The sequence below is a fragment of the Halopiger aswanensis genome (genome assembly GCF_003610195.1).
Lineage (GTDB): Archaea > Halobacteriota > Halobacteria > Halobacteriales > Natrialbaceae > Halopiger > Halopiger aswanensis.
The window spans coordinates 102,270-124,460 of sequence record NZ_RAPO01000004.1 but is presented as its reverse complement, the minus strand read 5'-3'; the positions used below and the strand labels follow the sequence as shown (position 1 = coordinate 124,460).

Sequence of the window (22,191 nt, the reverse complement as noted above, 5' to 3'; positions counted from 1 at the left end):
GCGGGACAGACGCGTTCGTTACGGTGTCGTCCGTCCCTCCCTCGGTTCCGACCCAGGTTCGTCGCCGTAAAAGTGGATGAACACGTCCTCGATCGACGCCTCGCGAACTTCCAGTTCGAGGACGGTATAGTTGCCCAGACGGTCGATCAACGCGTCGAACTCCCGCGCGAGAACCAGTTGATACTCGCCGTCGTCGCTATCGTGCCGTTCGACGCGCGCGACACCGGGGAACTCGAGCGCGTCCGGGGGCGGATCCTCGGCCAACCGCACGGTGACGACGGTGCCGCCTTCGGCGAGAATATTCTCGACGGTATCGAGTTCGATCAACCGGCCGTTCTTGATGATGCCGACGCGATCGCAGACCCGTCGCACTTCGCTCAGGACGTGCGAGGAGAAGAAACTCGTTCGGCCGGCGTCCCGTCGTTCCTCGAGTAGTTCGTAGAACTCGTTCTGGACGAGCGGGTCCAGGCCGGACGTCGGTTCGTCCATGATCACGAGCTCGGGTTCGTGCATGAACGCCGCGACGATAGCGAGTTTTTGCCTGTTGCCGCTCGAGTACGCCTTCACGTTCCGGTCGAGGGGAACGGGAAATCGCTCGAGGAGTTCCGCGCGACGGTCGTCGCCGCGCAGTCGAGCGAAGTAATCGAGTACCGCCGAGCCCGTCACGCGGTTGTAGAACGTGGCGTCGCTGGGAAGGTAACCGACGTGTCGCTTCGCCTCGCACAGTGCCGTTCGGTCCGTTACGTCTCGGCCGAGCAGCGACGCCGCGCCGTCGGTGGGCCGTAACAGGCCGAGGAGCACGCGGATCGCCGTCGACTTGCCCGCGCCGTTCGGTCCGAGAAAGCCGAATATCTCGCCTCGACGGACGGTGAACGTGAGGTCTTCGATCCCCCGAACGTCGCCGTAATACTTCGTCAGGGACTCGAGTTCGATCGCCTGCGATTCGGCGCTGCTCACGGACTCACTGACGACGGCGCGGAACTTATACACTTCAGCCGGAGACCCGTCGCAGCCACGGGTCGGCGTAACGACGGGGCTGCTGCAATTGCCGACACAGGATTTCCGGATCGCTCGGACTGCGCTCACCTACGCATCTATGGGGCTGCGAGATGTACGATGGCTATGCGATCCGCCCGAAACCTACTGCTCGGTGCCGTCACCCTGTTGGGAGCGTGGATCGGTTGGGGAGTGTACGTCAATCGAACGACCGAGCGCGTTCCCTCGGAAACGCTCGAGCGCTTCGACGGCGTCGAGATCCGCCGCTATCCCCGAACCGTCCTCGCGGAGACGACGGCGCCGAACGCGAGGACGGCGTTCGGGCGCCTCTTTCGTTACATCTCTGGCGCGAACGCGAGCCGCGACGACATCGCGATGACCGCACCGGTCGCCGTCCGCGGGACAACGGTTCCGATGACGGCCCCGGTACGGACGGCAGCCGAGAGTGACGACGTGACGATGGCGTTCTACCTTCCGCGTACGTACACGCCGGAAACCGCCCCGATGCCGACCGATCCCGACGTGCGCCTCGTCGTCGAACCGCCGCGGACGGTCGCAGTGCGCCGATTCTTCTGGTACGCGACCGAGAGGCGAGTCGAGCGAGAACGGACGCGACTGCGCGAACAACTCTCCCGGCGGGGCCTCGAGGCCCGTGGCGAGCCGACGCTATTGCAGTACAACGATCCGTGGACGCCGCCGTTCATGCGAACGAACGAAGTCGAAGTCCGTCTCGAGGAAGTCCCCGAACGGCTCCGAACGGCGGACCGATAATCGAGCCGTGGCTCCTCACCGGACGATGGTCACCGGAACCGGCGCTCGACGGGTCACGGTTTCGGCGACGCTGCCGAGTAAAATTCGTGCAGCGCCGGAACGGCCGTGACTCCCCATCACGATGTGGTCAACGTCGTTCTCCGCGGCGTAATCGAGGATCGTCCGCGCGGTCGCTCCCGTTTCGACTGCGGTTTCGAGGTCGACCGTCGCGAGGATGCCGGCGTCGTCGGCTCTGTAGCGCGCCTCCTCGCCGAGTTCTTCGCCGCGTTCGACGGCCCGTTCGTGCGCCTGCGCGTCGTAGTATCCGCCGCCCCCGTAATCGCCGTACACGCCTTCCATGGGATTGACGACGTGTAACACCGTGATCCTCCCGGCGTCGTAATTCGAAGCCGCGTAATCGAACGCTGCCCACGATTGCGGCGACCCGTCGAGCGGGACGAGTACGTGCGGTGCCATGCGAGAACAACGTCGCGAACGTACAAGAACCCCTCCCAGCCGACTGCCCGGTCGTTGGCTATCGCGAATTTACGAACCGTGGCTCTACCCTCCCGTTGAGGACCTACCGAAACGAGCCGGTCGAGGTTCGCTCGAGCGCTCGATTCGCGGCGGGAATGGTTGGGCAACGATCACACCGGTTTTCGTGACGCACTGTCGAACCGGGTCGCCACCGACCGATCAGTGCTCGACCGGAAACGCGATTTCGGTCGTCGCCTTGTACTCCACGATATCTCCGTCTTCGACGTCTGCGGTCCAGTTTTCGACGCGGATACCGGAGATATCGTCGACCGTCTGACTCGCCTCGCGGAACGCTTCGTGAGCGGCCGCCTCCCACGATTCGTCCGACGTTCCCATAACGCGGATTACTTTTACTGCCGTCATCGCAATCGTCGTACTACCATCCCCGATATAATCCCCACTCGTACCGACCGTGACATTCTACACAGTATAAATCAGCGTCTTCGAACCCGTGAGTTCGATCCAGTCACCGGATCTCCACGCGGAGCAGCCGAATGCCTCGGGGTCGTCGGGAAGGGGTTCACTCGTCCGCTATGACGTGAGGGCACCGCTCTCGACCTCCTCGACTCAGACGATTCACGGAAGCGCCAACGCGGACGAGGGAACGGCCCAGGCGACTCCGTTCGACGGCTGACACCAGTAATCAGGGGAGGGATATATATCGGTGAACGGGGAAAGAGTCTCGAGCCATGAATTTCGACGAGTTCACCGGCGAAGTACAACACCGTCTCGAGCTCCCCGGAACGGGTGAGACCGTCCGGGCGATCCGCGCGACCCTCATGACGCTCGGAGAGCGGATTCCGGCCGGGGCGGCCGAGGACCTCGCGGCGGCGCTGCCGATGGAGATCCGCTGGTACCTGACCGGTGCCGTCGGAGAACACGGCCAGCGGTTCGACTGGCGGGAGTTCGTCTCGCGAGTGAGCGAAATCGAAGGGTGTGAGCCGTCGACGGCGGCATACCACGCTCGCGTCATCGTCGACTTCGTCCGGACGCAGGTCCCGTCGTCGGATTTTCAACAGCTCCGAGACCAACTTCCGGAAGATCGTCGAGACGAAAACTGGGAGAAGCTGTTCGAAGTCGTGGATGCCGGCGGCTGGGGAGACGCGGAAGAGGCGCAGACGGGCGGTGGACCGCAACCAGATACTGAGTGATCGACGCTCCCTCCGCCGTTCGGGGACCGCCGCTCAGTTCGTCCCTCGAGTGCATCGAACGGATCAAAAGCTGCACTGGGTCGGCCAACGAGCCGCAACCGCTGGGGAATGAACGAAGAGCGTGCGCGTGGAACGGCGACGCATACCATGTACGATCGGATCCTGATCGCCGTCGACGGAAGCGACGAGGCCGAGCAAGCGGCGAAACGCGGACTCGAGTTCGCTCGCGTTTTTGATGCGGCCGTGGACGTCCTCCACGTCGTCGAGCGGCGGGCAATACAGTTGGCGACGGCCGCGCAGAAGGAACGGCTCCGAGAACGCGGGACGACCGTCCTCGAACGCATCGAGGAGATCGCGTCGACTATCGGTCATCCGGTAACGACGGAGCTGACGGAGGGAAAACCGTCGGTACAAATCGCCGACTACGCGACGACCCGGAATGCGTCGTTGATCGTGATCGGACGGCAGGGGCTCACAGGCGTCGGAAAGCGACTTCTCGGCGGCGTGACGGAGCGGTTGCTTCGCCGGAGTAACGTACCCGTCTTCGTCGTTCCGAAGGCTGCACCGGACGAGGAAGTGGAGTACTCCGACGTACTCGTTCCGACGGACGGCAGCGAGATCGCAGCCGACGCCGCACGACACGGCGCCGCGGTCGGACAGCGGTACGACTCGACGGTCCACGTGCTGAACGTCGTCGATATCCAGGCTGCGGGCGGCGCATTCAATGCGGGTGGCCTCGATCGCGAATTCGTCGACCGACTCGAAGCAAACGGCGAAGCGATCGTCGACGACGTCGCGACGACGATCGACGATACACCTCCGACCGTGACGACCGCCGTCGTTCGGACGACGTCGTTCGGCGGCGTCGCTGCTGGCGTTCGCGAGTACGTTGACGAGAACGATATCGATCTCATCGTTATGGGTGCGCGCGGTCGGTCGAACCTCGGCCGGCGGGTCCTCGGGAGCGTTACCTCCGCCCTCTTACGGACGGTCGATATCCCGATTCTAGCCGTGACGCGGTCATCGTGACGACGGCCGATTCGGCTACCCGCTTTCGAACGACGATCGAGACTGGGGACCGAGACTTATAGACCGAGTCGTCGAACGTCGACGTATGTACGATCACATTCTCGTTCCGACTGACGGACGCGAGAGTACCGAGCAGGCGATCGACGAAGCCATCGCTCTCGCCCGTGAAAACAGTGCGACGCTTCACACGCTCTATGTCGTTAATTCGGCCGCGATCGCGCCCGGAATCGAATTCGCCGACCTCGAGGACATCGGCCAGCAGGCCGTCGAATACGTCCGCGATCGCGCGACGGACGCTGGCGTCGAACAGGTCGTTTGTGAGGTGACCCATGGGCTCCGTCACCGCGCGATTCTCCAGTACGCCGAGGAACACGATATCGACCTCATCGTCATCGGTCGCCATCGGGAATTAGACCATCTGGTATACGGAAGCGTCTCGAAACTGGTTTCCGATAACGCGTCGGTCCCAGTGCTAATAATCGAATGACACCACTGGTATATTTGACGCGGTTGCCAATGAGATATAAGGGAGTCGGCCGATATGGCCCGTATGACCGCTCCCGATCGCGGAAAGTCCGACCGGCGAATTCAATCGCTCGAGCGGGGATTTGAGGTCCTCGAGTATCTGTATCAGGAAGGGGAGACCACCGTCTCGGAGGTGGCCGCAGACCTCGACCTGTCAACGAGCACGGCTCATATCTATTTGAAAACACTCAGCGAGTTGGGCTATGTGAAAAAAGCGGCGTCGAAATATTCGCTTAGCCACCGCTTCCTTCGATTGGGAACGAAGACTCGAGAGCAGACGGACATCTATCAAGCGGCGCTCTCAGAGGTCGATAAACTAGCTGACGAAACGAACGAGGTTTCCGCGCTCGGTGTTCCGGAACGGGGAAAACGAGTCTTGTTGTATAAATCAGAGAGTTCCGAGGCAGTGTACGATAATCCTCCCGCCGGCGAGTACACGTATATGCATTGGACCGCGCTCGGAAAGGCAATACTCGGTCACTTGCCACGAGACCGAGTCGAGGAGATAATTGATCAACACGGGCTCCCGGCCAGAACTCAGCAGACGATCACTGACGAGTCCGAACTGTTCGACGAGTTAGCGACGATCAATGAAAACGGGTATGCCATCGAAGATGAGGAACGGTGGAACGGGATTCGGTCGGTTGCAGTGCCGATCTCGAATAACGATAATGTGATCGGCTCAATTTCTGTCTCAGGGCCGAAAAATAGGTTCGACCAAGGTCGTATCGAATCCGAACTAGTCACCGATCTTATGCAGTCGAAAAACGTAATCGAAGTCAGGTTGGCACACGAATGACCGCTCGTCACAATGTCGCCGTGATGGACTTCCCTTCCGTATTTATCGCTCAACGGATTATCCGGCAGTGTGACCGCTGCTGTGTCCTAGCAACGTACTGTCAAGTTGGACGGTGGTACATACTCTAATTGCCACGGGAGAGACGGTAAGAATATTTACCACTCTTTGTTCACGTTTTCGATCGGAACTACTCTTATTTGATGTAGTAATCTCTTCAACCGTCGCTCGATGAAACCACAATCTAGCGGACATTACAAGCATACGAATGTAATATGTGATTAGAACACGTCGTCTTTCAGCGCGTCGACTTCGTCCAATAACAGCCGCCCGATCGCCGCAGTCGATTCGTCGTCGACGGCCATCCGGTACGTCGGCCCACCAACGGTGAAGGCACCGAGGACATCGCCCTCTGGGCCCGTAACCGCCGCTCCGATCGACCGATACCCCTCGATCAGTTCTTCGTCATTAACAGCGTAGCCGCGGCGCCGAATCGTCTCGAGTTCCGCAAACAGCGTCGATTCATCCGTGATGGTTTGCTCGGTCGTCGCCGGTAGCCCCCAGCGATCGAGGATCGATCGAACTCGATCTTCGGGCATGGCGGCCAACATCGCCTTTCCTGAGGCACAATTGTGCATGTGGAACTGGTTGCCGGCTCGGAACGGACTCGAGTCCGAAACGCCGCGTGTCGACTCGCTGATCGCGTACTCGAGCGAGTAGGCGCGGCCGTTTTCCTCGACGATGAAGTCGGCCTCGTTGCCCGTCTGCTCGGCGAGTGAATAGACGCGTCGCCGTGCCGACGCGTACAGCGGGTTCCGGTGACGTGCGTGTTCGCCGAACGGGAGGAACTCGAGGCCGACGTGGTACGTATCGCCCTCGCGAACGAGAAAGCCCTCGTCGACCAGCGTGTGCAGATGGTTGTGGACGGTGCTCTTGGCCAGACCGAGGCGATCGGCCAACTCGCTCAACGTCGCACCGTCGGTCTCGCGAATCGCGCGGACGATCGCGAACGACGTTTTCGTCGTCTTGACCGGACGCGGCCGACTGTCAGTCATTGATCGATCGGTCGAGCGCCGGGTCCATAAGCGTTCGGAATGTGTGAATAAGATAGGTGGACGAACGTAGATTTCGGCTGTGATAAAATCGCCGTGAAATTACGGACGGTCACTTCGGTTACCGTTCACCGCGATATCGCGCTCGGGGATGGAAGTGTGTGAGTAGATAACACCCATTCGGATACGCTTCTCTATTCGCCGTGGTTATCCCGGGGAGCGTTCGTTCGAAATGCGTGAACGGAAAATCACGAATTATCGTCCGGGTCACAGTCTCCCTCGATAGCGAGGATTCCAACTGAATCGGCTCGGGAGACTGTTTCGTCTATTCACGTATCCCGAACGGGTCGTCATCACCGTTGTTCACCAATTTAGGTGGACGGGAACGGGAGACGGGACACCCAGAACGGACGCTTGAGACAACGGTCTCGAGATCGCTAGCTCCGATAGAAGTCCATCGAACGGAAAACGAACGGGAGAACCCCGAAGAGCAGTACCGCGGAAACCGACCAGTTCGATCGCGGTTAGTCGTCCTTCGTCGTGACGTCCGCAGAGAGGCCCTGGGCCATCTCGATCTCCTTCGAGTTGTTCAGCGTCCAGGCGGTGCGTTCGGTGACGGCTTCGATCACTTCGCGGCCGCTCGGGTAGCCGTTGCCCGACTTGCCGACGCCGCCGAAGGGCAGGTGGACCTCCGCGCCGATACACGGCAGGTTGCCGTAGGCGAGGCCGACCTCGGCGTTGTCGCGGTAGTAGTTGATCTCGCGGTAGTTTTCGGAGATGATCGCACCCGCCAGCCCGTACTCGGTGTCGTTGTGGATCTCGACGGCGTCCTCGATGTCACCGGAGTACTCCATGAGCGCGACGTGGGGGCCGAAGACCTCCTCCTGCGTACAGCGGAGGTCGGCCTCGTGATCGGCCTCGTAGACGAACGGGCCGACCCAGTGGCCGTCCTCGTGGCCCTCGGGAATTTCGTCGTCGGCCAGTTCGTCGCGGTCGACGAGGACGTCGACGTCCTCGTTGCGCGCGAGTTCGTTGTACTCGAGGACCTTCTCCTTGTGCTCGCCCTCGACGAGCGGGCCCATGAAGGTGTCTTCCTCGAGCGGATCGCCGACGGCGATGTTTTCGGCGACATCGACGAAGCGCTCCTTGAACTCGTCGTAGAGATCCTCGTGGACGATCAGGCGCTCGCTCGAGACGCAGCGCTGGCCGGTCGTCTTGAAGCTCGACATTACGGCGGAGTGAACGGCCGTGTCGAGGTCGGCCTCGTCGGTGATGACGACCGCGTTCTTGCCACCCATCTCGCAGGCGGCGAGCTTGCCGGGCTGCTCGGCGACGGAGCGGGCGACCTGCTGGCCGACCTCGGCCGACCCGGTAAACAGGACGGTGTCGACGCGCTCGTCCTCGACGATGGCCTCGCCGGCGTCGCCGAAGCCCTGGACCATGTTGAAGACGCCGTCAGGAATGCCGGCGTCCTCGAACATCTCGGCGACGATCTGTGCGCACCACGGCGTCTGCTCGGCGGGCTTCCAGACGACGGTGTTGCCCTCGACCAGCGAGACGGCCATGTGCCAGAAGGGGATCGCGACCGGGAAGTTCCACGGCGTGATGCAGCCGATGACGCCGCGGGGCTTGCGGCGCATGTACGCGTCCTTGCTCGCGATCTCGGAGGGAACGACGTCGCCGTGGGGGTGACGGGCGTTGCCGGCGGCCCACTCGACCATGTGGGCGGCCTCGACGACGTCGGCCTTCCCCTCCGAAATCTCCTTGCCGCACTCCTTGGTGACGATCTCGCCGAGCTCGTTCGTGCGCTCGCGCAGTTCGTGGTAGATATCCCAGAGGTACTCCGCGCGGTCGATGTGCGAGAGTGCGCGCCACTCCTTCTGGGCTTCCTCCGCGGCCTCGAGCGCCGCGTCGACGTCGGCTTCGGTCCCCCGGTGGAAGGTTCGAAGCGTCTCGCCGGTCGCGGGGTTCTCGCTCTCGAACGTCTCGTCGCCTGCGCCCTCCGTCCACTCGCCGTCGATGTAGTGTCGGTCGGGCTGGGCTGTGGTCTGCTGACTCATACGGTATCGATGACGGATCACCGCCGAATAAGCAGGCCCTCCCATGGTCGGGTCCGGGTCCGACGTTCGATAGCTGAGGACGAAAACGAACGGACGACGTTTGGTACCCGGAGTCAATATGTTTATAGCGGTGACGGCGAAAGGCACGATACGGACTAACACATGAGTAGCACGAGTTCGACGACGACAGCGGCGGGGACGACCGACGGGACGCGGCTGACCCTCGAGATCTGGCATCCGGACTGTTGGGGCATTCAGGCGACGGAAGCCGTCGACGCCGGCCTGCTCATCCACACCGTCCACCGAACCGTCGACGAGACCGTCAAGGGACACTTCACCGTGTACGCCGACACGACGGCCCAACTCGACGAGTTCGTCGCCTTCGCCGACGAGTCTCCCCTGACGCACTCGGCGGTCGAACTCGGCGGGCGGCCGACCAGCACGGCGCCGAACCCGGGCAACGCGACGCGCGAGTTGTTCGTCGAGTACGAACCCGAACACAGCATCAGCGATACGCTCGTCTCCCACGGCTTCATTCACGACGCGTCGGTTCGCGTCGAAGGCGGCGTCGAACACTGGCCGGTCTTCGTCGCCGACGATCGCTCGCAGGTCCGGGACCGCCTCGAGACGATCCGCGCCGAGACCGACGCCGAAATTACGGTCAGCAAGATCGGCTCTGCCGACGGGGGCGGGGGATCGACGGATTCGGGGCCGGTCGATCGGCTCGATCGTCTCACGCCGCGGCAACGAGATGCGTTCGAACTCGCCTGCGAACGAAATTACTACGCCTGGCCCCGCGAGATCAGCACGCGCGAACTCGCCGACGAACTCGGCGTCTCGAAGACGACGCTGCTCGAGCACCTCCGAAAGGCGGAGGCGAAACTCCTCAATCCCGACGCCGCGTGATCGCTCGCCGACTTCTATTCAGTAGAACCGGGAGCGAATCTTTTGGTCGGGTATCGATTTAGGAGGGATCCCTCCCAGTTGTTCGATATGATTCCCCCGATCGCCAGCCGATTCGTCGCCGGAACGACCGCGTCCGGCGCGCTCGATCACGTCGCCGACTGCAACGCCGATGGCCTCGGCGGTATCGTGAACCTGCTGGGCGAACACTATCACGAGCGCGAACCCGCCGACGAGGACGCCGAAACGTACTGCCGGTTGGTTTCCCGAATGGCCGCTCGCGGCCTCGAGGGAAGCGTCTCGGTCAAGCCCTCCCAGATCGGGATCGACGTCGGACCGGACGTCTTCGCGGAAAACTTCGATCGGATCGTCGAGACCGCCGCCGAGGAGGACGTGTTCGTCTGGTGCGACATGGAAGACCACACGACGACCGACACGACGCTCGAAGCCGTCGAATCGGCCGCGGAGAAGTACCCCCATGGCGTCGGTGTCGCCATTCAGGCGAATCTCAAGCGGACGGGCGACGACCTGCGCCGTCTTGCCGACATCCCCGCAGCAGTCCGCCTCGTGAAAGGCGCCTACGACGAACCCCCGTCGGTCGCCTACCAGACGAAAGCCGAGGTCAACGAGGCCTACGAGGAGCACCTCGAGTTCCTGTTCCGGGAGTTCGATCAGGGCGTCGCGGTCGGCAGCCACGATCCGGCGATGCTCGAGACCGCCAGGGACCTCCACGAGGAGTACGGAACGCCGTTCGAGATCCAGATGCTCATGGGCGTGCGCGAGGACGCCCAGCGCAGGCTCGCGGCCGAGGGCTACGAGGTCAACCAGTACGTTCCCTACGGCGACAAGTGGATGCAGTACTTCTACCGGCGGGTCCGCGAGCGCAAGGAGAACGCCCTGTTCGCGCTGCGTGCCGTCGTGGGCGTATAAACCGCGAGGGCGAACGTCGGGCTTCGAATCGTCCACGACAACCGGAGCAGTACTGGTTTGCAGTCCGGAGCGAGCGACAGCTGTAGTCTCAGCGGGGCATGTTTTCGACGCGTTACCCCATTAAAGAACGGGTAGATTCGGTACCCTTATGTGTGGGTAGTAACCACACAACGACGATGTCTGCGAGTAACATGGTCGGCCAGGTCTGGTTATTCGGACCGTTCGCCGTGTATCTGGTGATGCTCGGCGTCTACTACGTGTGGGAAGGAAAGCGAGAGAAACGACTCCGCCAAGAGTACGAGGAGACGAACCATGGCCAGTGAGGGAATCGCCGGCTCCGCCGGAATCTGGGTCCTCGGAACGTTCGCAGCGTATCTCCTCGTACTGCTCGGGATCGGGCTGTACTCCTCCCGGCTCATGGACACCGTCGACGACTACGTCATCGGCGGACGAAGCGTCGGTCCCGTGGTGACGGGCTTTTCCGAACGCGCCTCCGAGATGAGCGGTTGGCTGACGCTCGGCGTCCCCAGTGACGCGTTCGGAACGGGCGTAATGGCCTTCTACAACGGGCTCGGCATGATCCCCGCCGACCTGTTCGCGTGGGCAGGACTCGCGAAGCGACTGCGAAAGTACACGGAGATCGTAAAGGCGGTCACGCTACCGACGTTCTTCGAAACGCGGCTCCAGGACGATACCGGCCTCGTCAAGGGCGTCTCCGCGTTCGTCCTCATGATCTTCGAGGGCGGTTACGTCGGCGCACAGATCGTCGCAGCCGGGACGCTGCTGGAAGTGCTCACCGGCGTCGAGCCGCTCGTGGGCATCCTCGTGGGCGGCCTCATCGTCGTCGGCTACACTATCCTCGGCGGCTACTTCGCCGTCGCCTGGTCCGACTACTTCCAGGGTGCGATCATCCTCGGCGCGTTCATCGTCCTGCCGATCATCGCGTTTACGAACTACGGCCTCCCGTTCGACGACCTCGCGTCCGTCGGGAGTTCCTACACGAGCGTCACGGCCGGCATGACCGGCTGGGCGGCGATCTTCGGCATCATCAGCTACGCCGCCATCGGACTCGGAATCCCCGGCAATCCGCACGTGATGGTGCGGTTCATGGGGATTGACAGGGTGAAGAACATCCGCCTCGCGGCGATGGTCGCTCAGCTGTTCATGTTCGTCGCGTACCTCGGCGCCGGCTTCGTCGGGCTGTACGCACTGGTCGCCTTCGGCCAGGGCGGGATCGACGACCCGAACAACGTCATGCCGATGCTCACCCTCGAGTTCTTCCCCGGCGCCATCGCGGGCATCATCCTCGCGGCGGCGCTGGCCGCGATGATGTCCAGCGCCGACTCGCAGCTACTGGTCGCGACCAGCGCCATCGTCGAGGACGTCTACCACGGGTACGTGAATCCGAACGCGAGTCAGGAGAAACTCGTCCGGTACTCGCAGATCGTCACGCTCGGCCTCGGCGCGGCGAGTATCGCCTTCGCTTACCTCGCGAAGGACACCCCGATCTACACGCTCGTCCTCGACTACGCCTGGGGCGGTCTCGGAGCCGCCATCGGCCCGACGCTGATCGCGGCGCTGTGGTGGAAAGGCGTCACCGCCAAAGGCTCGGTTGCGAGCATGATCGTCGGCACGACGACGATGATCCTGTGGACCCAGTTGTCGTCGCTCCTCGAGGCGCTCGGTCTCTCCGGAGCGGTCGAGAGTTCGGCGTTCCTCTCGGGACTCGTCGGCGTCTACGGGCTCTTCCCGGCCTTTATCCTCTCGGTGACGACGCTGATCGTCGTCTCGCTGCTCACGCGCCCGCCGGAGGGCGTCGACGAGCACTTCGACGTCTTCGACAAGCCCCTCTCGGCGCTCTCGAGCAGCGAGAGTCCGACGGGCACCCCCGATTACGTCACCGACGGCGGTCGCGACGTCGACCCGAAGGCCGTGACGGAGACCGACAACATTCGCGCCCACGTCGCCGCCAGCGACTACTGGGAAGAGGGTGACGAATAGATGAGTAACGCTCGTCGGACCGACGCTGCGTCCGCATCCGCGCCTGCTCGGGGCGACCGCCGCGAGCGCACGGAACTCTCCGTCATCGCACCGACGGTCGCACGAGACGACGTCGACTCGGACGGCCGCGTCGGCGTCGTCGCGTATCCCTACCGCGTCTACGACGCCGTTGCGACCATCGACCGGCCGCTGCTGTCGGACCGCGAGCTCGAGTACGTCGTCACCGTCGATCGGTCTCGTCGACTCGCCGTTCGGGCGGATACGTTCCCGGAGACGACGGAGCAAACGGTTGAGGACGTTCTCGTCATCCCGTCGGAACTCTCCGACGAGCAGACGCGGGCAAAGGCCGAGGACGCCGTCTTCAACTGGACGCTCCGGAAAGTCGCCGTCAGTTCTACGCCGGACATTCGCTTCGAGCAGTCGGTCGACGCCTACAAACTGTTCTGGATCGCGTCGCGGCCCGACGGCGACGTCATCGTCGACAGCGTCCGGGGTACCGAATCGCCGCTCGAGGACTGAGCCGGTCCCCTGTGACCGGTTGGCGGTGCCGGTTCTCGCTCTCTTGGAGGGAGCATCTGTGCTCGAGTAGGTGGACCAACCACCGCTAATGTGTGGTTTCACCGTCTAGTGTAGCCCCTCCGCTAGTATCCATTATCTTTCTGACCGATTTAATCGGGGCGTGCTACAATAATGTTCGATCTATGCAATACAATACCGGCGCTGGTCCGACTACCCATCCACGAGATGTGGAAGAAGTGGGATCACAATTTGAGGGTTTGAAACCACTTTTCGATATGATTTCGATCAACGTAGGTGGGTTAACTGTTCCATCCTAAGCGAATATGGTCAGTCAGGTATCCGTAACTCTCAACGGGAAACACAGGTCGGAGAGATCGTGGATTTTGATTTCTTTCTATAAGAATGTAGCAGTTGGTTTGGTTCTTCGTCATCCAAAACTGCGACGTCAAGAGTATACCGGAAGTCGCCATTTCTTGCATTACCACTACAATACCACCCTTGTTGTTATTGATGAAACACTACCAACATCGACCTGCGACACTTCCGGAGTGGGGCTGTTCGTGTATAGGATACAAATCAGTTAGAGTCCAGTTAGACAACGAAACAGGACCGTGGTGGGAAATTCGCTCTAAGACACGTTTGGATGAACTGGCGTTCAAGCCACTGCACAGGAGGAAAACAGGCCTTGCAGATCCTCTACGTATGGGTCTTAGCCGTAGTCTTCTTAGTCTATCCAGTTGCCGAACAGATCAACGAATGGAATTGTAAAGAACTTATACTACTGGACTCCTCGAATGGTATCGTGATTGAGGTCTAACAGATTATAAGAGAACGAGTGCGGTACCGAACCCAAATCCTGCGAATGCCGACGCAGCCAGAAACCTAATGCCGACTAAGCCGAGCCACCGAACACGACTGGTCGCGTCCACGTCTACCAACATGTCGTCGTCGATTCGCAACCGAATCGTCGCCTCCGAGGCACTATCTTCCGAGCGGCCGAGGACGTAGAGTCTGTCTCCGGGTTCGAGTCGCCACTCGGTGTAGCGGTGTGGATTCGACCCAATGCCGAACACCGCCCCTGCACTCGAAACGTCTGGAACGTCGCCTAGAACATCGTGGACCGCCTCGGGCGGCGGGCTGGTCTCGTCGAACGCGACCCGGTCGTCGATACCGAGTCGGAGATCACTGTACAGTTCATCGGGGACGGATCTCCGCCACGACGCAACGTCCGTGTCGAACTCGAGCCGGACGCACCCGGTGTCGTCGGCGAGATACAGCGGCGGGAGGTCGTAGTGGCCGTCCTTGCGGTGCCATCGCGGAACGAGCAACCCGAGTCCGGTTCCGCCCGTACGGTGTTTCACCTCTCTGGTGAGGATGTATCCAGCACACACCTCCCCTGAGAGTGGCGCACGCACCGTTGACTCGGCGGCCTCGATCTCGCCGACCGCTGCAACGCGGCCGGATCCAAGGGCATCTAGGGGATTGACGCCGGTTGAGACCATCGTTTGCACCGAGCGTAGCGAGAGTGCCACGCCGGTCAGACCTACGAGTCCGACGAGGATGAATATCGCAGATAGAATTAATTTCAAGACCATCGTTTCGCTCGAACCGGACACGATGTTTCAGCGATGTTCATACTTGAAAGAGTAAGAATATTGTAATAAGTGTATCGTCGGCGCTCGAGCGGTTGGAACGACTGGCGACGCTAGTACACGAATGCTGTATGTGTCCGTTCAGAATACGTGTCGCACTCGTTGCAGTAGCGCTTGTCATACCGGCTGCATTCTTGCGATTAACTGGAATACGAAATCTTTTGCCACCGTAGCGACGATGGTCACAGCGTTATGGGCACGGGAGGATCGGCGACTTCTATCCTGCAACTGCTCCAGCAGTTAGACGGCCACGAATTCGAACACTTCATCGCCGATCTCTGGGCTCGTCGCGGGTGGAACGCCGACGTAACGTCCCAATCGAGCGACAAAGGAATCGACGTGGTCGCCACGAAAGCGTTCCCGTATCCGAAGAAGGTACTCATCCAGACGAAACGATATCGTGACACCAACTCAGTCTCCGGCCCCGAGTTGCAGAAATACGCCTCGCTAAAGCAACGAGAGAACGTCGACGAAGTCGTCGTCATTACGACGAGCGAGTTCACGAACCAGGCCGACGTCATCGCCGACGATTTCAATATCAAGCTGATTGACGGCAAAACGCTGCAGCGATTGGTCGGCGAGATGTCCGCCGAAGATCTGGTCGCGACCTACGCGGACGGAGCCGAAATTCAGAACCATCCGTACACTGAGTGTATTAGCGCATTCGAAGCGCCATCTTCGACGACTATCGTCGCCGAATGCGAACTCTTCAGGGCGACCCTCGTCGGATACGAGTGGGTCACGTCGTCGGATCCGGCCGTGAGGAAGCCGACCGAATTCGACGGCCCGTTCTTCGCGTTCGAATTCACCAATCTCGTCGATTACGATCTCTCCGTGCACCCGTGGGAGGATTTCACCGTCTACGACGACCGCGGCCGGTCGTACACCCAAGAGATGCGGTTCTCGCGGAACAGCTATTTTCCGGGCGACTGGCAGGTCAAACAGCCGACCATCCCCGCCTCGGGGACCGCCAAATTCGCGTTCTACGTTGCCGACGTAGCGGGCGACGTCTCCAGAATCCGATTTCGGAACAATACGCACCTGCTACTCGACGATTATGATCGGGAATCGGACGAATTCTCTACGGAAGACTTACTGCGGAAGGTCGAGTGGACGATGTACCTCTCCGAAGAGCAGAAGGCAGCGGTCCCGGACCTTCCGGCGAAACTGGCGGCTGCCGTCAAGTGACCAGTGAGTACGCGGTTCGAATTTTTCAGTAATGTGGGTTTTATACGTCGGTTCTGTGTTCTGACCCCGACTGGCTCAAGAACTGAACAACGATCACACGTAGTCGCTCTGACTCTCGTACACCGACGGATCGTCCTTGTACTTCTCGGCGATGGTCTCGAGGGTAGCGAACTGCGCGTTCTCGTGGCCCTTCACGTACTGGATAAACTCCTCGAGCAGCGGGATCATGTGCGGCAGGCCGTGGATGTCCGGGTGGATCGTGAACGTGTAGACGCCGGCGCCGCGGCGGTTGTAGAGGTAGTCGAACTGGCGCTTGTAATACTGCTCGTACATCATCTCGGGATCCTTGTACCCGGCGTGGTAGATCGGCTGTTTGATGAACAACATCGGCGGGATGTCGTCCCGGTACCAGCTGATCGGAATTTCGACGACGTCGGTTTCCTCGCCGTACCGGTAGGGTTCCATCCACGTCTCGGGCTCCTCGTCGTACTGGATCTTCTCCCAGCTGTCGCCCTTGCGCATCCAGCCCGGTTCGAACATCCGCTCCATGAGGCTGCTGTCGTACAGGAAGCCGTGCTTTTCGACCAGTTCCGGCGTGTTCTCGCTGAACTCCCACCAGCTGGCGCGGTGGCCGACCGGTTCCGATCCGGTGACGTCCTCGATGAGATCGATCGAGACCTCGAGGATTTCGTCTTCCTGTTCCCGCGAGAGGTCGGTCGGGTTCTCGTGGGAGTAGCCGTGGACGCCGAGTTCGTGGCCGTCGGCCGCCACCGCTTCGATCTCGTCGCGGAAGGTCTCGATCGTGTGACCGGGGACGTACCACGACGTCTCGACGTCCTGATCGTCGAAGAGCGCGAGCATCCGCGGGATGCCCTCGTTTCCGGCGGCTAACCCTCGAGAGAGGTCTGCGGGCGAGTCCGCACCGCCGTAGGAGCCCAGCCAACCGGCGACGCAGTCCGCGTCGACACCGATCGCGACATCTACTGTTCGCATGTACAGCAGTGACTCTCGACAACCAGCGGGAAAGAAGTGTATCACTGGCGTCCGTGACCGTGTTTGGATCTGATAGGACACATCTAGAGTATTCGAGAGTCTTAGGAAGCTGGTAGTGCGCACAAGAGGGGCTCAAAATTGTGTTTAGGGTCATCGTTTCGACCTTCAGTGAGAGAACCATGACAAACAGCCTCGAATTCCTCCTCCTGACAGAGACAATGCAGCTGTACCTGAACGCCGTCGCGACAAACTTACAGACCCACCGATCCGATCTCAGGCGGTCTCAAATGGTTTATACAGCAGAGTGAACGGGATGGTCTCGATAATCCGATGAGGTTGGTGCTCGAGTGCTGTTAAGAACTGTCCGTCAGATAGCTGCGTCTGGTCAGTCTGTCAACGCAGCGTATGTATCGAGGTAGCCTGCGCCGTAGTACTTGTTCGCGTACTCGTCCGGACGGTCCGCGGTCCGTTTCAGTACGTTCCGGATCTGGTTGCCGTTGTACTCCGGATGCGCGCTGTTCACGAGTGCAACGGCACCCGCAACCTGTGGTGCAGCCATCGACGTCCCGGCTAACCATCCGTAGCCGTACTCGGTCTCGAGATACTCGCCCGTTTCGTCGTCGAAGACGGGCGTTGCGGTGGCGTTCAGCACGTTGTCGTATTTGTTCTCCCCGCCGTGTCCGCCGGGGGCCGCCAGATCGATCGCACCGACGCCGTGGGTCGTGTAGGTCGAGGGCGAATACGCGGGTTCGTCCGCGTCGCCGGTGTCGGGATCGAAGCCGACCGGACCCGTCGCACTCGTCGTGATGCCGCCGGCCGTTTGCGAGGAGTCCGTTTCGTCTTGGTTGAACTGGAGGCTCTCGCCCCAATTGCCCGATGCGTGCGTGTGAACGGTTCCGTTCCGTCGCGCGTAGTTTCCAACGCGCTGGTGGACCTCGCCCCAGAATCGTCCCCAGCCGTCCGTCCGCATTCGCCAGGTCCAGCCGAGGCTTAGATTGGCCGCATCGCAGCCGATCTCGGCGGCGTACACGAGTGCGGCCATAACGGTCCCGTAGTAGGTCTCGCCCCAGTAGGCGGGCGGGAGGTCCTGTCCCTGCTGGTCGACGCTCGCCGGGGAAGCGCTGAACACGCGCAGATCGACGAGTTCCGCGTCCGGCGCGGATCCGATCACCTTCCCGGTATCGTCGCTCGCGGCGATGATTCCGGCCACGTGCGTTCCGTGGGTGCCGGCGTAGGGCTTCCCCACGCCGTAGTCGTCGTCCGCGAAACTCCGCGACAACTCGAGGTTGACTTGTCCGTCGAGGGCGGGATGGTCCGCGGCGATTCCGGAGTCGATAACTGCGATGCGACTCCCCTCGCCGCGAGTGAGTTCGTGTGCGTCGGGGATCCGCTGGTCCTGCTTGTCCCACTGGTACTCGACCAGGTCGCTTTCATCCGCCGCCGTCTCGGCGTCGGCACGGCGTACCGGTCCGTACGGTTCGGGCCCGAGACGAACGTCCGGTGCAAACGCCGCCCCGACGTCGTCGAGTTGCGATTCCGTCGCCCGAACGACGAGGAGATCCACCGGATCCAGCGAGTGGATTACCTCGAAATCGTCCTCGTTTCGGAGGCTCTTGCGGTCGACGATGAACCGCTGTGGGGAGTCTTCATCGGCGCTTACGGCTGTCGATCCCAGGACGAGGCCACCGATCGATACGCCCGTTCGCCGGAGCAGGGTGCGTCGTTGCAGACGTGACATAGGCGTGGCGTTGTCAGCGATTATCGTGCGGATTTTCGATCCCTTCGCTGAGCGGGATATCGAAGTACGCCATCTCGTCGACGTCGTGAATCGACCCGTCCGCGAGCCGTTCGAACGTGGCCATGATCCCCTCGACGGTCGCTTTCACCATCGTTCCACGGGCCTTGTGACCGCGGTCGTCGCTCTGGTGCGAAACCTCGTAGAGCGCCCCCGCGGCGTCGGTCTGCGGGCAGAGCGCGTCAAGGTACGACCCCCAGAGTGGACCGTAGCCGTACCGCGTGATCGTGTTGAATCGGCCCTGGCCGAACTGCTCCATCCGGTCGGCGACCAGCGCGTTAAGCTGCAGGGAGCGGGTCTGCGCGTCGACGGACAGGAACGGATTCCCCTGTCCGACGTACGATCGATAGTCAACGCCGTCGAGTCCGGCGTACGTGGGCCCGAACGGCGACATCACGCTCATGATCGACTGCCATTCGGGACCGCCGTTGCCGCCGGATTCCGGATCGATAGTCGGACCCTGATGGTGGTGGGTGATCGCCCAGTCGGGATCGGCCTCGAGGAACGACTCGGTCACCGCCTGCGTCTCCGGATTGATGTTCAGGCCGACGTTCCAGAGTTCATCGTACGGGTCCCCGTCTTTCAGTTCGAGCGGCACCTCCTCGACGGGCATGTTCAGCGTGGCGAGTTTCGCAGCTTCGTCTTCGACAGTCCACCAATCCTCTTCTTCGTCGCCGGGGGTGAACTCGGGATCGATACTGAATCCGCGGTTGAGGTCGTACCCGGGGATCTCGAGGTTGTAGGCGTAGGAATTCGCGTTGATATACTGTGAGTCACCTTCTTCCCATTCGGTCGTATTATATCGGCGCTGGCGGAGTTCGCCGTCCGTTCCGAGTCCGTCGTCGCCGACGAAGTTCGCGCCGTCGGGGTTGACCCGCGGGATGATCGTGATCGTCAGTTCGTCCAGGATCGCGTCGATCGTCGCCCCGGAGCCGTTCGCGAGCGTCTGCAGGATTTTCACCATCGCCTCCGCCCCGGTCGGTTCGTCGCCGTGGATCTGGTTGATGATGTGGACGTTCTCGTCGCCGTCGCCGACGGTTACTTCCCAGATCGGATCACCGCGGCCCGCGGATTCGCCGATTTGCTCGAGCGTAATGCGGTCACTTCGATTGTCGAGTTGGCGTAGTCGCTTGGCGAGTTCCTCGTTGTCGAGATAGCCGTTGTAATTGATCGCCCGCTCGTTCGGCGCCCACGGGCCACCTGGTCGGTACCGGTCACCGTCCTGCGCGGTTACCGTGTTCGTAAGCCCGAGTCCGCTCACTGCCAGTCCGGTCTCGAGGAACCGTCGTCGGTTGAGATCCATAGCCACCGGCTTAGTTTAGAGATAGAGAAATAAACGTTAGCGTAACCTACGGTATTGCATTAATTCAATCGACCAACAATAGTATAGTAGTATTTTGCTCGGAACGATTCTTATCGTTGCTGTCAAGCGACAGTTCGAACGAGTCTTCGATCGCACGATCAGCGTGATCAGCGTGTTTGAGGGCAAGTTCTAGAGCAGAATTATATTGGTCCAACTCCCTACTCCTTCGCAGTAGTTGCGTCCTGAGGACGGACGCTGGCAACCGGTCCGCCGATGATACAGTTACTGCTTGATCGACTCTATCTGAGATACCAATATAATTAGCCAGCAGGACTATAGCTTCTATTGACGATTCACTATATGACGAGGGGGTGTGGGGAGCGGTATCGATCCGACCGACCCTTTGGCCCGAAGACAGCGCCTCCTCGTCTACCAACACACCGTTCCGTTGGTATTCACCTCACCACTCCGATCATCGATTCGGTCACCGGAGTATCCCACCGGTGACTCTCACCGCAACCAGTTTGCTACATAGTGGAGAGTCGAACTCACAGTGTCCGGTAAATCGGCCGGTTCCGCTGTGGATACCGTAAACGTGCTCGATGGCGATAGCCTACGTACTGTCGCCCCGTGCCGAGACACCGTAGTCGATGTGGACCGCAGGCGTACTCGGTGAGTCAGGCGCAGCGATACCGTTCCAATCGACGATACGGATATCCGCCATTTCACCGGAAAACCGGAACCGCATAACGCCGGTGTCTACGGAACCCTCCGCTGAATGGTCCGTAACGACCGTTGCCTCCTCGAGTGGATCAGCACCGACGAGTTCGATAGCACCGTCGACGGTGATTTCATAGTTTGATGGAACGCCTCTCCCAACGATCGTAACGAGATTTGGCAGAGTGTCGCCAGTCTCAGTCGACATACCCCGACGACGCTAGTCTGCGATCATAAGCCTTCTCTTCGGTAAAACCATAGCTATTGTTGAACTAGCCCGCAGATAACGACTTCACCTCACACCTCAATATACTGCCGTACCCATTCCTGTCGCTCCGCAATTGCTTCTTTTCCGGCCGTAGTGATAGCGTAGTAGTTCGTCCGGCGGTCGAGTTGTCCCTTCTCGACGAGTTCCTTGTTGACGAGCGTATCGAGATTTGGATAGAGTCGCCCGTGATTGATCTCGTTACTGTAGTACTGTTCGACTTCCTCCTTTACGTCCTGCCCTGACGGCTGGTCATCACCCGCGATGACGTACAGCAAATCACGTTGGAATCCGGTGAGGTCGTTCATCGTACATGAGTATTCAACAATGCTGTATTTGAGTTCTTTTCTGGATAGAACTAACTGTATTATCCGGATGAAAGTCCCTTTTTCGTCACAATACTCGTCAAATCGGGAGGTATTATTCTGCTTCGCTAGCAAGCTGAATGCGAACCGGGCGTACTCGTTTCGAATATCGGCTGTTCGGGACGGCACTTATGCTGGTTGTTACCAAACGGAAGTCGTATGCCCACGACTGGAGACACCGCTCCGACGTTCACGGCGACAGTCGGTACCAGCGACCACGAATCGTTCGACCTCGAGAACCACCTCGGTGACGGTCCGATCGTCCTCGCGTTCTTCCCCGGCGCGTTCACGCCGCCCTGCACGAACGAGATGGTCGCCCTGCAGGACCGTCTCGAGCGGTTCGAGGGCGCTGGCGCGACGGTCTTCGGAGTGAGCGCGGACTCCCCGTTCTCACAGGGTGCGTTCCGTAAGGAACACGGACTCGAGTTCGATCTCGTCAGCGATATGGCCCGCGCGGCCATCGATGCTTACGACGTCGAAACGGACATTCCCGACCTCGGCCTCCACGGGATCGCGAACCGGGCCGTCTTCGTCCTCGACGGGGACGGTCTGATCACGTACCGATGGGTTGCTGACGACCCGACGAACGAACCGCCCTACGACGACCTACTCGAGGCCATCGAATCGGCGTAACGCTGATCAAACTCACGAGACTGCTGAACGT

Annotated in this window: 23 protein-coding genes; 12 read left to right on the top strand and 11 right to left on the bottom strand. The window is 60.8% G+C overall.

What is annotated here, in order from left to right:
* Positions 1–18 precede the first annotated feature (18 nt).
* Entirely contained in the window at positions 19–957 is a 939-nt protein-coding gene (locus ATJ93_RS18425) for an ABC transporter ATP-binding protein (protein WP_120246493.1), read from the bottom strand.
* A 165-nt stretch (positions 958–1,122) separates the two neighbouring features.
* Here ATJ93_RS18425 and ATJ93_RS18420 point away from each other — a divergent pair, with 165 nt between their 5' ends.
* Positions 1,123–1,767, top strand: coding sequence for an SOUL family heme-binding protein (locus ATJ93_RS18420; RefSeq protein ID WP_120246135.1), 645 nt, complete (start codon positions 1,123–1,125; stop codon positions 1,765–1,767).
* A 15-nt stretch (positions 1,768–1,782) separates the two neighbouring features.
* Here the strand turns inward: ATJ93_RS18420 and ATJ93_RS18415 are convergent, their stop codons facing one another.
* Positions 1,783–2,223: a universal stress protein gene (locus tag ATJ93_RS18415; protein WP_120246134.1), complete on the bottom strand. Its 441-nt coding sequence runs from the start codon at positions 2,221–2,223 to the stop codon at positions 1,783–1,785.
* A gap of 219 nt (positions 2,224–2,442) precedes the next feature.
* Positions 2,443–2,646: a dodecin family protein gene (locus ATJ93_RS18410; RefSeq protein ID WP_120246133.1), complete on the bottom strand. Its 204-nt coding sequence runs from the start codon at positions 2,644–2,646 to the stop codon at positions 2,443–2,445.
* Between the two features lie 326 nt (positions 2,647–2,972).
* On the opposite strand from ATJ93_RS18410, the gene ATJ93_RS18405 reads away from it, so the two are divergent.
* From ATJ93_RS18405 to ATJ93_RS18390, 4 genes are all read left to right on the top strand, one after another.
* Positions 2,973–3,434 (top strand): DUF2267 domain-containing protein, encoded by a 462-nt coding sequence (locus ATJ93_RS18405; RefSeq protein WP_120246132.1) that lies wholly within the window; start codon positions 2,973–2,975, stop codon positions 3,432–3,434.
* 147 nt (positions 3,435–3,581) lie between these two features.
* Entirely contained in the window at positions 3,582–4,463 is an 882-nt protein-coding gene (locus tag ATJ93_RS18400; RefSeq protein ID WP_120246131.1) for a universal stress protein, read from the top strand.
* Between the two features lie 85 nt (positions 4,464–4,548).
* Positions 4,549–4,950 (top strand): universal stress protein, encoded by a 402-nt coding sequence (locus ATJ93_RS18395; protein ID WP_120246130.1) that lies wholly within the window; start codon positions 4,549–4,551, stop codon positions 4,948–4,950.
* 63 nt (positions 4,951–5,013) lie between these two features.
* Positions 5,014–5,787, top strand: coding sequence for an IclR family transcriptional regulator (locus tag ATJ93_RS18390; RefSeq protein ID WP_120246492.1), 774 nt, complete (start codon positions 5,014–5,016; stop codon positions 5,785–5,787).
* A gap of 278 nt (positions 5,788–6,065) precedes the next feature.
* Here ATJ93_RS18390 and ATJ93_RS18385 read toward each other — a convergent pair whose 3' ends face one another.
* The gene (locus ATJ93_RS18385; RefSeq protein WP_120246129.1) at positions 6,066–6,839 is read right to left on the bottom strand and encodes an IclR family transcriptional regulator; all 774 of its coding nucleotides are present in this window, start codon (positions 6,837–6,839) and stop codon (positions 6,066–6,068) included.
* A 521-nt stretch (positions 6,840–7,360) separates the two neighbouring features.
* Positions 7,361–8,896: an aldehyde dehydrogenase family protein gene (locus ATJ93_RS18380; protein ID WP_120246128.1), complete on the bottom strand. Its 1,536-nt coding sequence runs from the start codon at positions 8,894–8,896 to the stop codon at positions 7,361–7,363.
* A gap of 162 nt (positions 8,897–9,058) precedes the next feature.
* On the opposite strand from ATJ93_RS18380, the gene ATJ93_RS18375 reads away from it, so the two are divergent.
* The 5 genes from ATJ93_RS18375 to ATJ93_RS18360 all read left to right on the top strand — a co-directional run bounded on the left by ATJ93_RS18375 (position 9,059) and on the right by ATJ93_RS18360 (position 13,249).
* Complete coding sequence (locus ATJ93_RS18375; RefSeq protein WP_120246127.1) at positions 9,059–9,802, top strand: helix-turn-helix domain-containing protein; 744 nt, start codon at positions 9,059–9,061, stop codon at positions 9,800–9,802.
* A gap of 87 nt (positions 9,803–9,889) precedes the next feature.
* Entirely contained in the window at positions 9,890–10,729 is an 840-nt protein-coding gene (locus ATJ93_RS18370) for a proline dehydrogenase family protein (protein ID WP_120246126.1), read from the top strand.
* A 176-nt stretch (positions 10,730–10,905) separates the two neighbouring features.
* Positions 10,906–11,052 (top strand): hypothetical protein, encoded by a 147-nt coding sequence (locus ATJ93_RS23790; protein WP_170155607.1) that lies wholly within the window; start codon positions 10,906–10,908, stop codon positions 11,050–11,052.
* Positions 11,042–12,730 (top strand): sodium/proline symporter, encoded by a 1,689-nt coding sequence (locus ATJ93_RS18365; protein ID WP_120246125.1) that lies wholly within the window; start codon positions 11,042–11,044, stop codon positions 12,728–12,730. Before ATJ93_RS23790 ends, ATJ93_RS18365 begins: the two co-directional genes overlap by 11 nt.
* Positions 12,731–13,249, top strand: coding sequence for a hypothetical protein (locus ATJ93_RS18360; RefSeq protein ID WP_120246124.1), 519 nt, complete (start codon positions 12,731–12,733; stop codon positions 13,247–13,249).
* Between the two features lie 821 nt (positions 13,250–14,070).
* Here ATJ93_RS18360 and ATJ93_RS23265 read toward each other — a convergent pair.
* The gene (locus tag ATJ93_RS23265) at positions 14,071–14,865 is read right to left on the bottom strand and encodes a hypothetical protein (protein WP_147376663.1); all 795 of its coding nucleotides are present in this window, start codon (positions 14,863–14,865) and stop codon (positions 14,071–14,073) included.
* A 228-nt stretch (positions 14,866–15,093) separates the two neighbouring features.
* Between ATJ93_RS23265 and ATJ93_RS18350 the strand changes: the two genes are divergently transcribed.
* Entirely contained in the window at positions 15,094–16,089 is a 996-nt protein-coding gene (locus ATJ93_RS18350; RefSeq protein ID WP_120246122.1) for a restriction endonuclease, read from the top strand.
* Between the two features lie 93 nt (positions 16,090–16,182).
* On the opposite strand, the gene ATJ93_RS18345 is transcribed toward ATJ93_RS18350, so the two are convergent.
* The 5 genes from ATJ93_RS18345 to ATJ93_RS18325 all read right to left on the bottom strand — a co-directional run bounded on the left by ATJ93_RS18345 (position 16,183) and on the right by ATJ93_RS18325 (position 21,470).
* Positions 16,183–17,082 (bottom strand): polysaccharide deacetylase family protein, encoded by a 900-nt coding sequence (locus tag ATJ93_RS18345; RefSeq protein ID WP_120246121.1) that lies wholly within the window; start codon positions 17,080–17,082, stop codon positions 16,183–16,185.
* 385 nt (positions 17,083–17,467) lie between these two features.
* On the bottom strand, positions 17,468–18,820 hold the full coding sequence (locus ATJ93_RS18340) for a S8 family peptidase (protein ID WP_211334090.1): 1,353 nt from the start codon (positions 18,818–18,820) through the stop codon (positions 17,468–17,470).
* Positions 18,821–18,833: 13 nt separating this feature from the next.
* Positions 18,834–20,180 carry a M14 family zinc carboxypeptidase gene (locus ATJ93_RS18335; protein ID WP_120246120.1) on the bottom strand — a complete coding sequence of 449 codons (1,347 nt, stop codon included), beginning with the start codon at positions 20,178–20,180 and terminating at the stop codon, positions 18,834–18,836.
* A gap of 613 nt (positions 20,181–20,793) precedes the next feature.
* The gene (locus ATJ93_RS18330; RefSeq protein WP_120246119.1) at positions 20,794–21,105 is read right to left on the bottom strand and encodes a hypothetical protein; all 312 of its coding nucleotides are present in this window, start codon (positions 21,103–21,105) and stop codon (positions 20,794–20,796) included.
* 89 nt (positions 21,106–21,194) lie between these two features.
* Complete coding sequence (locus ATJ93_RS18325) at positions 21,195–21,470, bottom strand: PadR family transcriptional regulator (protein WP_120246490.1); 276 nt, start codon at positions 21,468–21,470, stop codon at positions 21,195–21,197.
* Positions 21,471–21,686: 216 nt separating this feature from the next.
* Between ATJ93_RS18325 and ATJ93_RS18320 the strand changes: the two genes are divergently transcribed.
* Complete coding sequence (locus ATJ93_RS18320; RefSeq protein WP_120246118.1) at positions 21,687–22,160, top strand: redoxin domain-containing protein; 474 nt, start codon at positions 21,687–21,689, stop codon at positions 22,158–22,160.
* Positions 22,161–22,191 lie beyond the last annotated feature (31 nt).

Coding starts and splice junctions, on each gene's coding strand:
- ATJ93_RS18420 (WP_120246135.1), top strand. CDS start 1,123: ATGCGATCCGCCCGAAACCTACTGCTCGGTGCCGTCACCCTGTTGGGA.
- ATJ93_RS18415 (WP_120246134.1), bottom strand. CDS start 2,223: ATGGCACCGCACGTACTCGTCCCGCTCGACGGGTCGCCGCAATCGTGG.
- ATJ93_RS18410 (WP_120246133.1), bottom strand. CDS start 2,646: ATGACGGCAGTAAAAGTAATCCGCGTTATGGGAACGTCGGACGAATCG.
- ATJ93_RS18405 (WP_120246132.1), top strand. CDS start 2,973: ATGAATTTCGACGAGTTCACCGGCGAAGTACAACACCGTCTCGAGCTC.
- ATJ93_RS18400 (WP_120246131.1), top strand. CDS start 3,582: ATGTACGATCGGATCCTGATCGCCGTCGACGGAAGCGACGAGGCCGAG.
- ATJ93_RS18395 (WP_120246130.1), top strand. CDS start 4,549: ATGTACGATCACATTCTCGTTCCGACTGACGGACGCGAGAGTACCGAG.
- ATJ93_RS18390 (WP_120246492.1), top strand. CDS start 5,014: ATGACCGCTCCCGATCGCGGAAAGTCCGACCGGCGAATTCAATCGCTC.
- ATJ93_RS18385 (WP_120246129.1), bottom strand. CDS start 6,839: ATGACTGACAGTCGGCCGCGTCCGGTCAAGACGACGAAAACGTCGTTC.
- ATJ93_RS18380 (WP_120246128.1), bottom strand. CDS start 8,896: ATGAGTCAGCAGACCACAGCCCAGCCCGACCGACACTACATCGACGGC.
- ATJ93_RS18375 (WP_120246127.1), top strand. CDS start 9,059: ATGAGTAGCACGAGTTCGACGACGACAGCGGCGGGGACGACCGACGGG.
- ATJ93_RS18370 (WP_120246126.1), top strand. CDS start 9,890: ATGATTCCCCCGATCGCCAGCCGATTCGTCGCCGGAACGACCGCGTCC.
- ATJ93_RS23790 (WP_170155607.1), top strand. CDS start 10,906: ATGTCTGCGAGTAACATGGTCGGCCAGGTCTGGTTATTCGGACCGTTC.
- ATJ93_RS18365 (WP_120246125.1), top strand. CDS start 11,042: ATGGCCAGTGAGGGAATCGCCGGCTCCGCCGGAATCTGGGTCCTCGGA.
- ATJ93_RS18360 (WP_120246124.1), top strand. CDS start 12,731: ATGAGTAACGCTCGTCGGACCGACGCTGCGTCCGCATCCGCGCCTGCT.
- ATJ93_RS18350 (WP_120246122.1), top strand. CDS start 15,094: ATGGGCACGGGAGGATCGGCGACTTCTATCCTGCAACTGCTCCAGCAG.
- ATJ93_RS18345 (WP_120246121.1), bottom strand. CDS start 17,082: ATGCGAACAGTAGATGTCGCGATCGGTGTCGACGCGGACTGCGTCGCC.
- ATJ93_RS18340 (WP_211334090.1), bottom strand. CDS start 18,820: ATGTCACGTCTGCAACGACGCACCCTGCTCCGGCGAACGGGCGTATCG.
- ATJ93_RS18335 (WP_120246120.1), bottom strand. CDS start 20,180: ATGGATCTCAACCGACGACGGTTCCTCGAGACCGGACTGGCAGTGAGC.
- ATJ93_RS18330 (WP_120246119.1), bottom strand. CDS start 21,105: ATGTCGACTGAGACTGGCGACACTCTGCCAAATCTCGTTACGATCGTT.
- ATJ93_RS18325 (WP_120246490.1), bottom strand. CDS start 21,470: ATGAACGACCTCACCGGATTCCAACGTGATTTGCTGTACGTCATCGCG.
- ATJ93_RS18320 (WP_120246118.1), top strand. CDS start 21,687: ATGCCCACGACTGGAGACACCGCTCCGACGTTCACGGCGACAGTCGGT.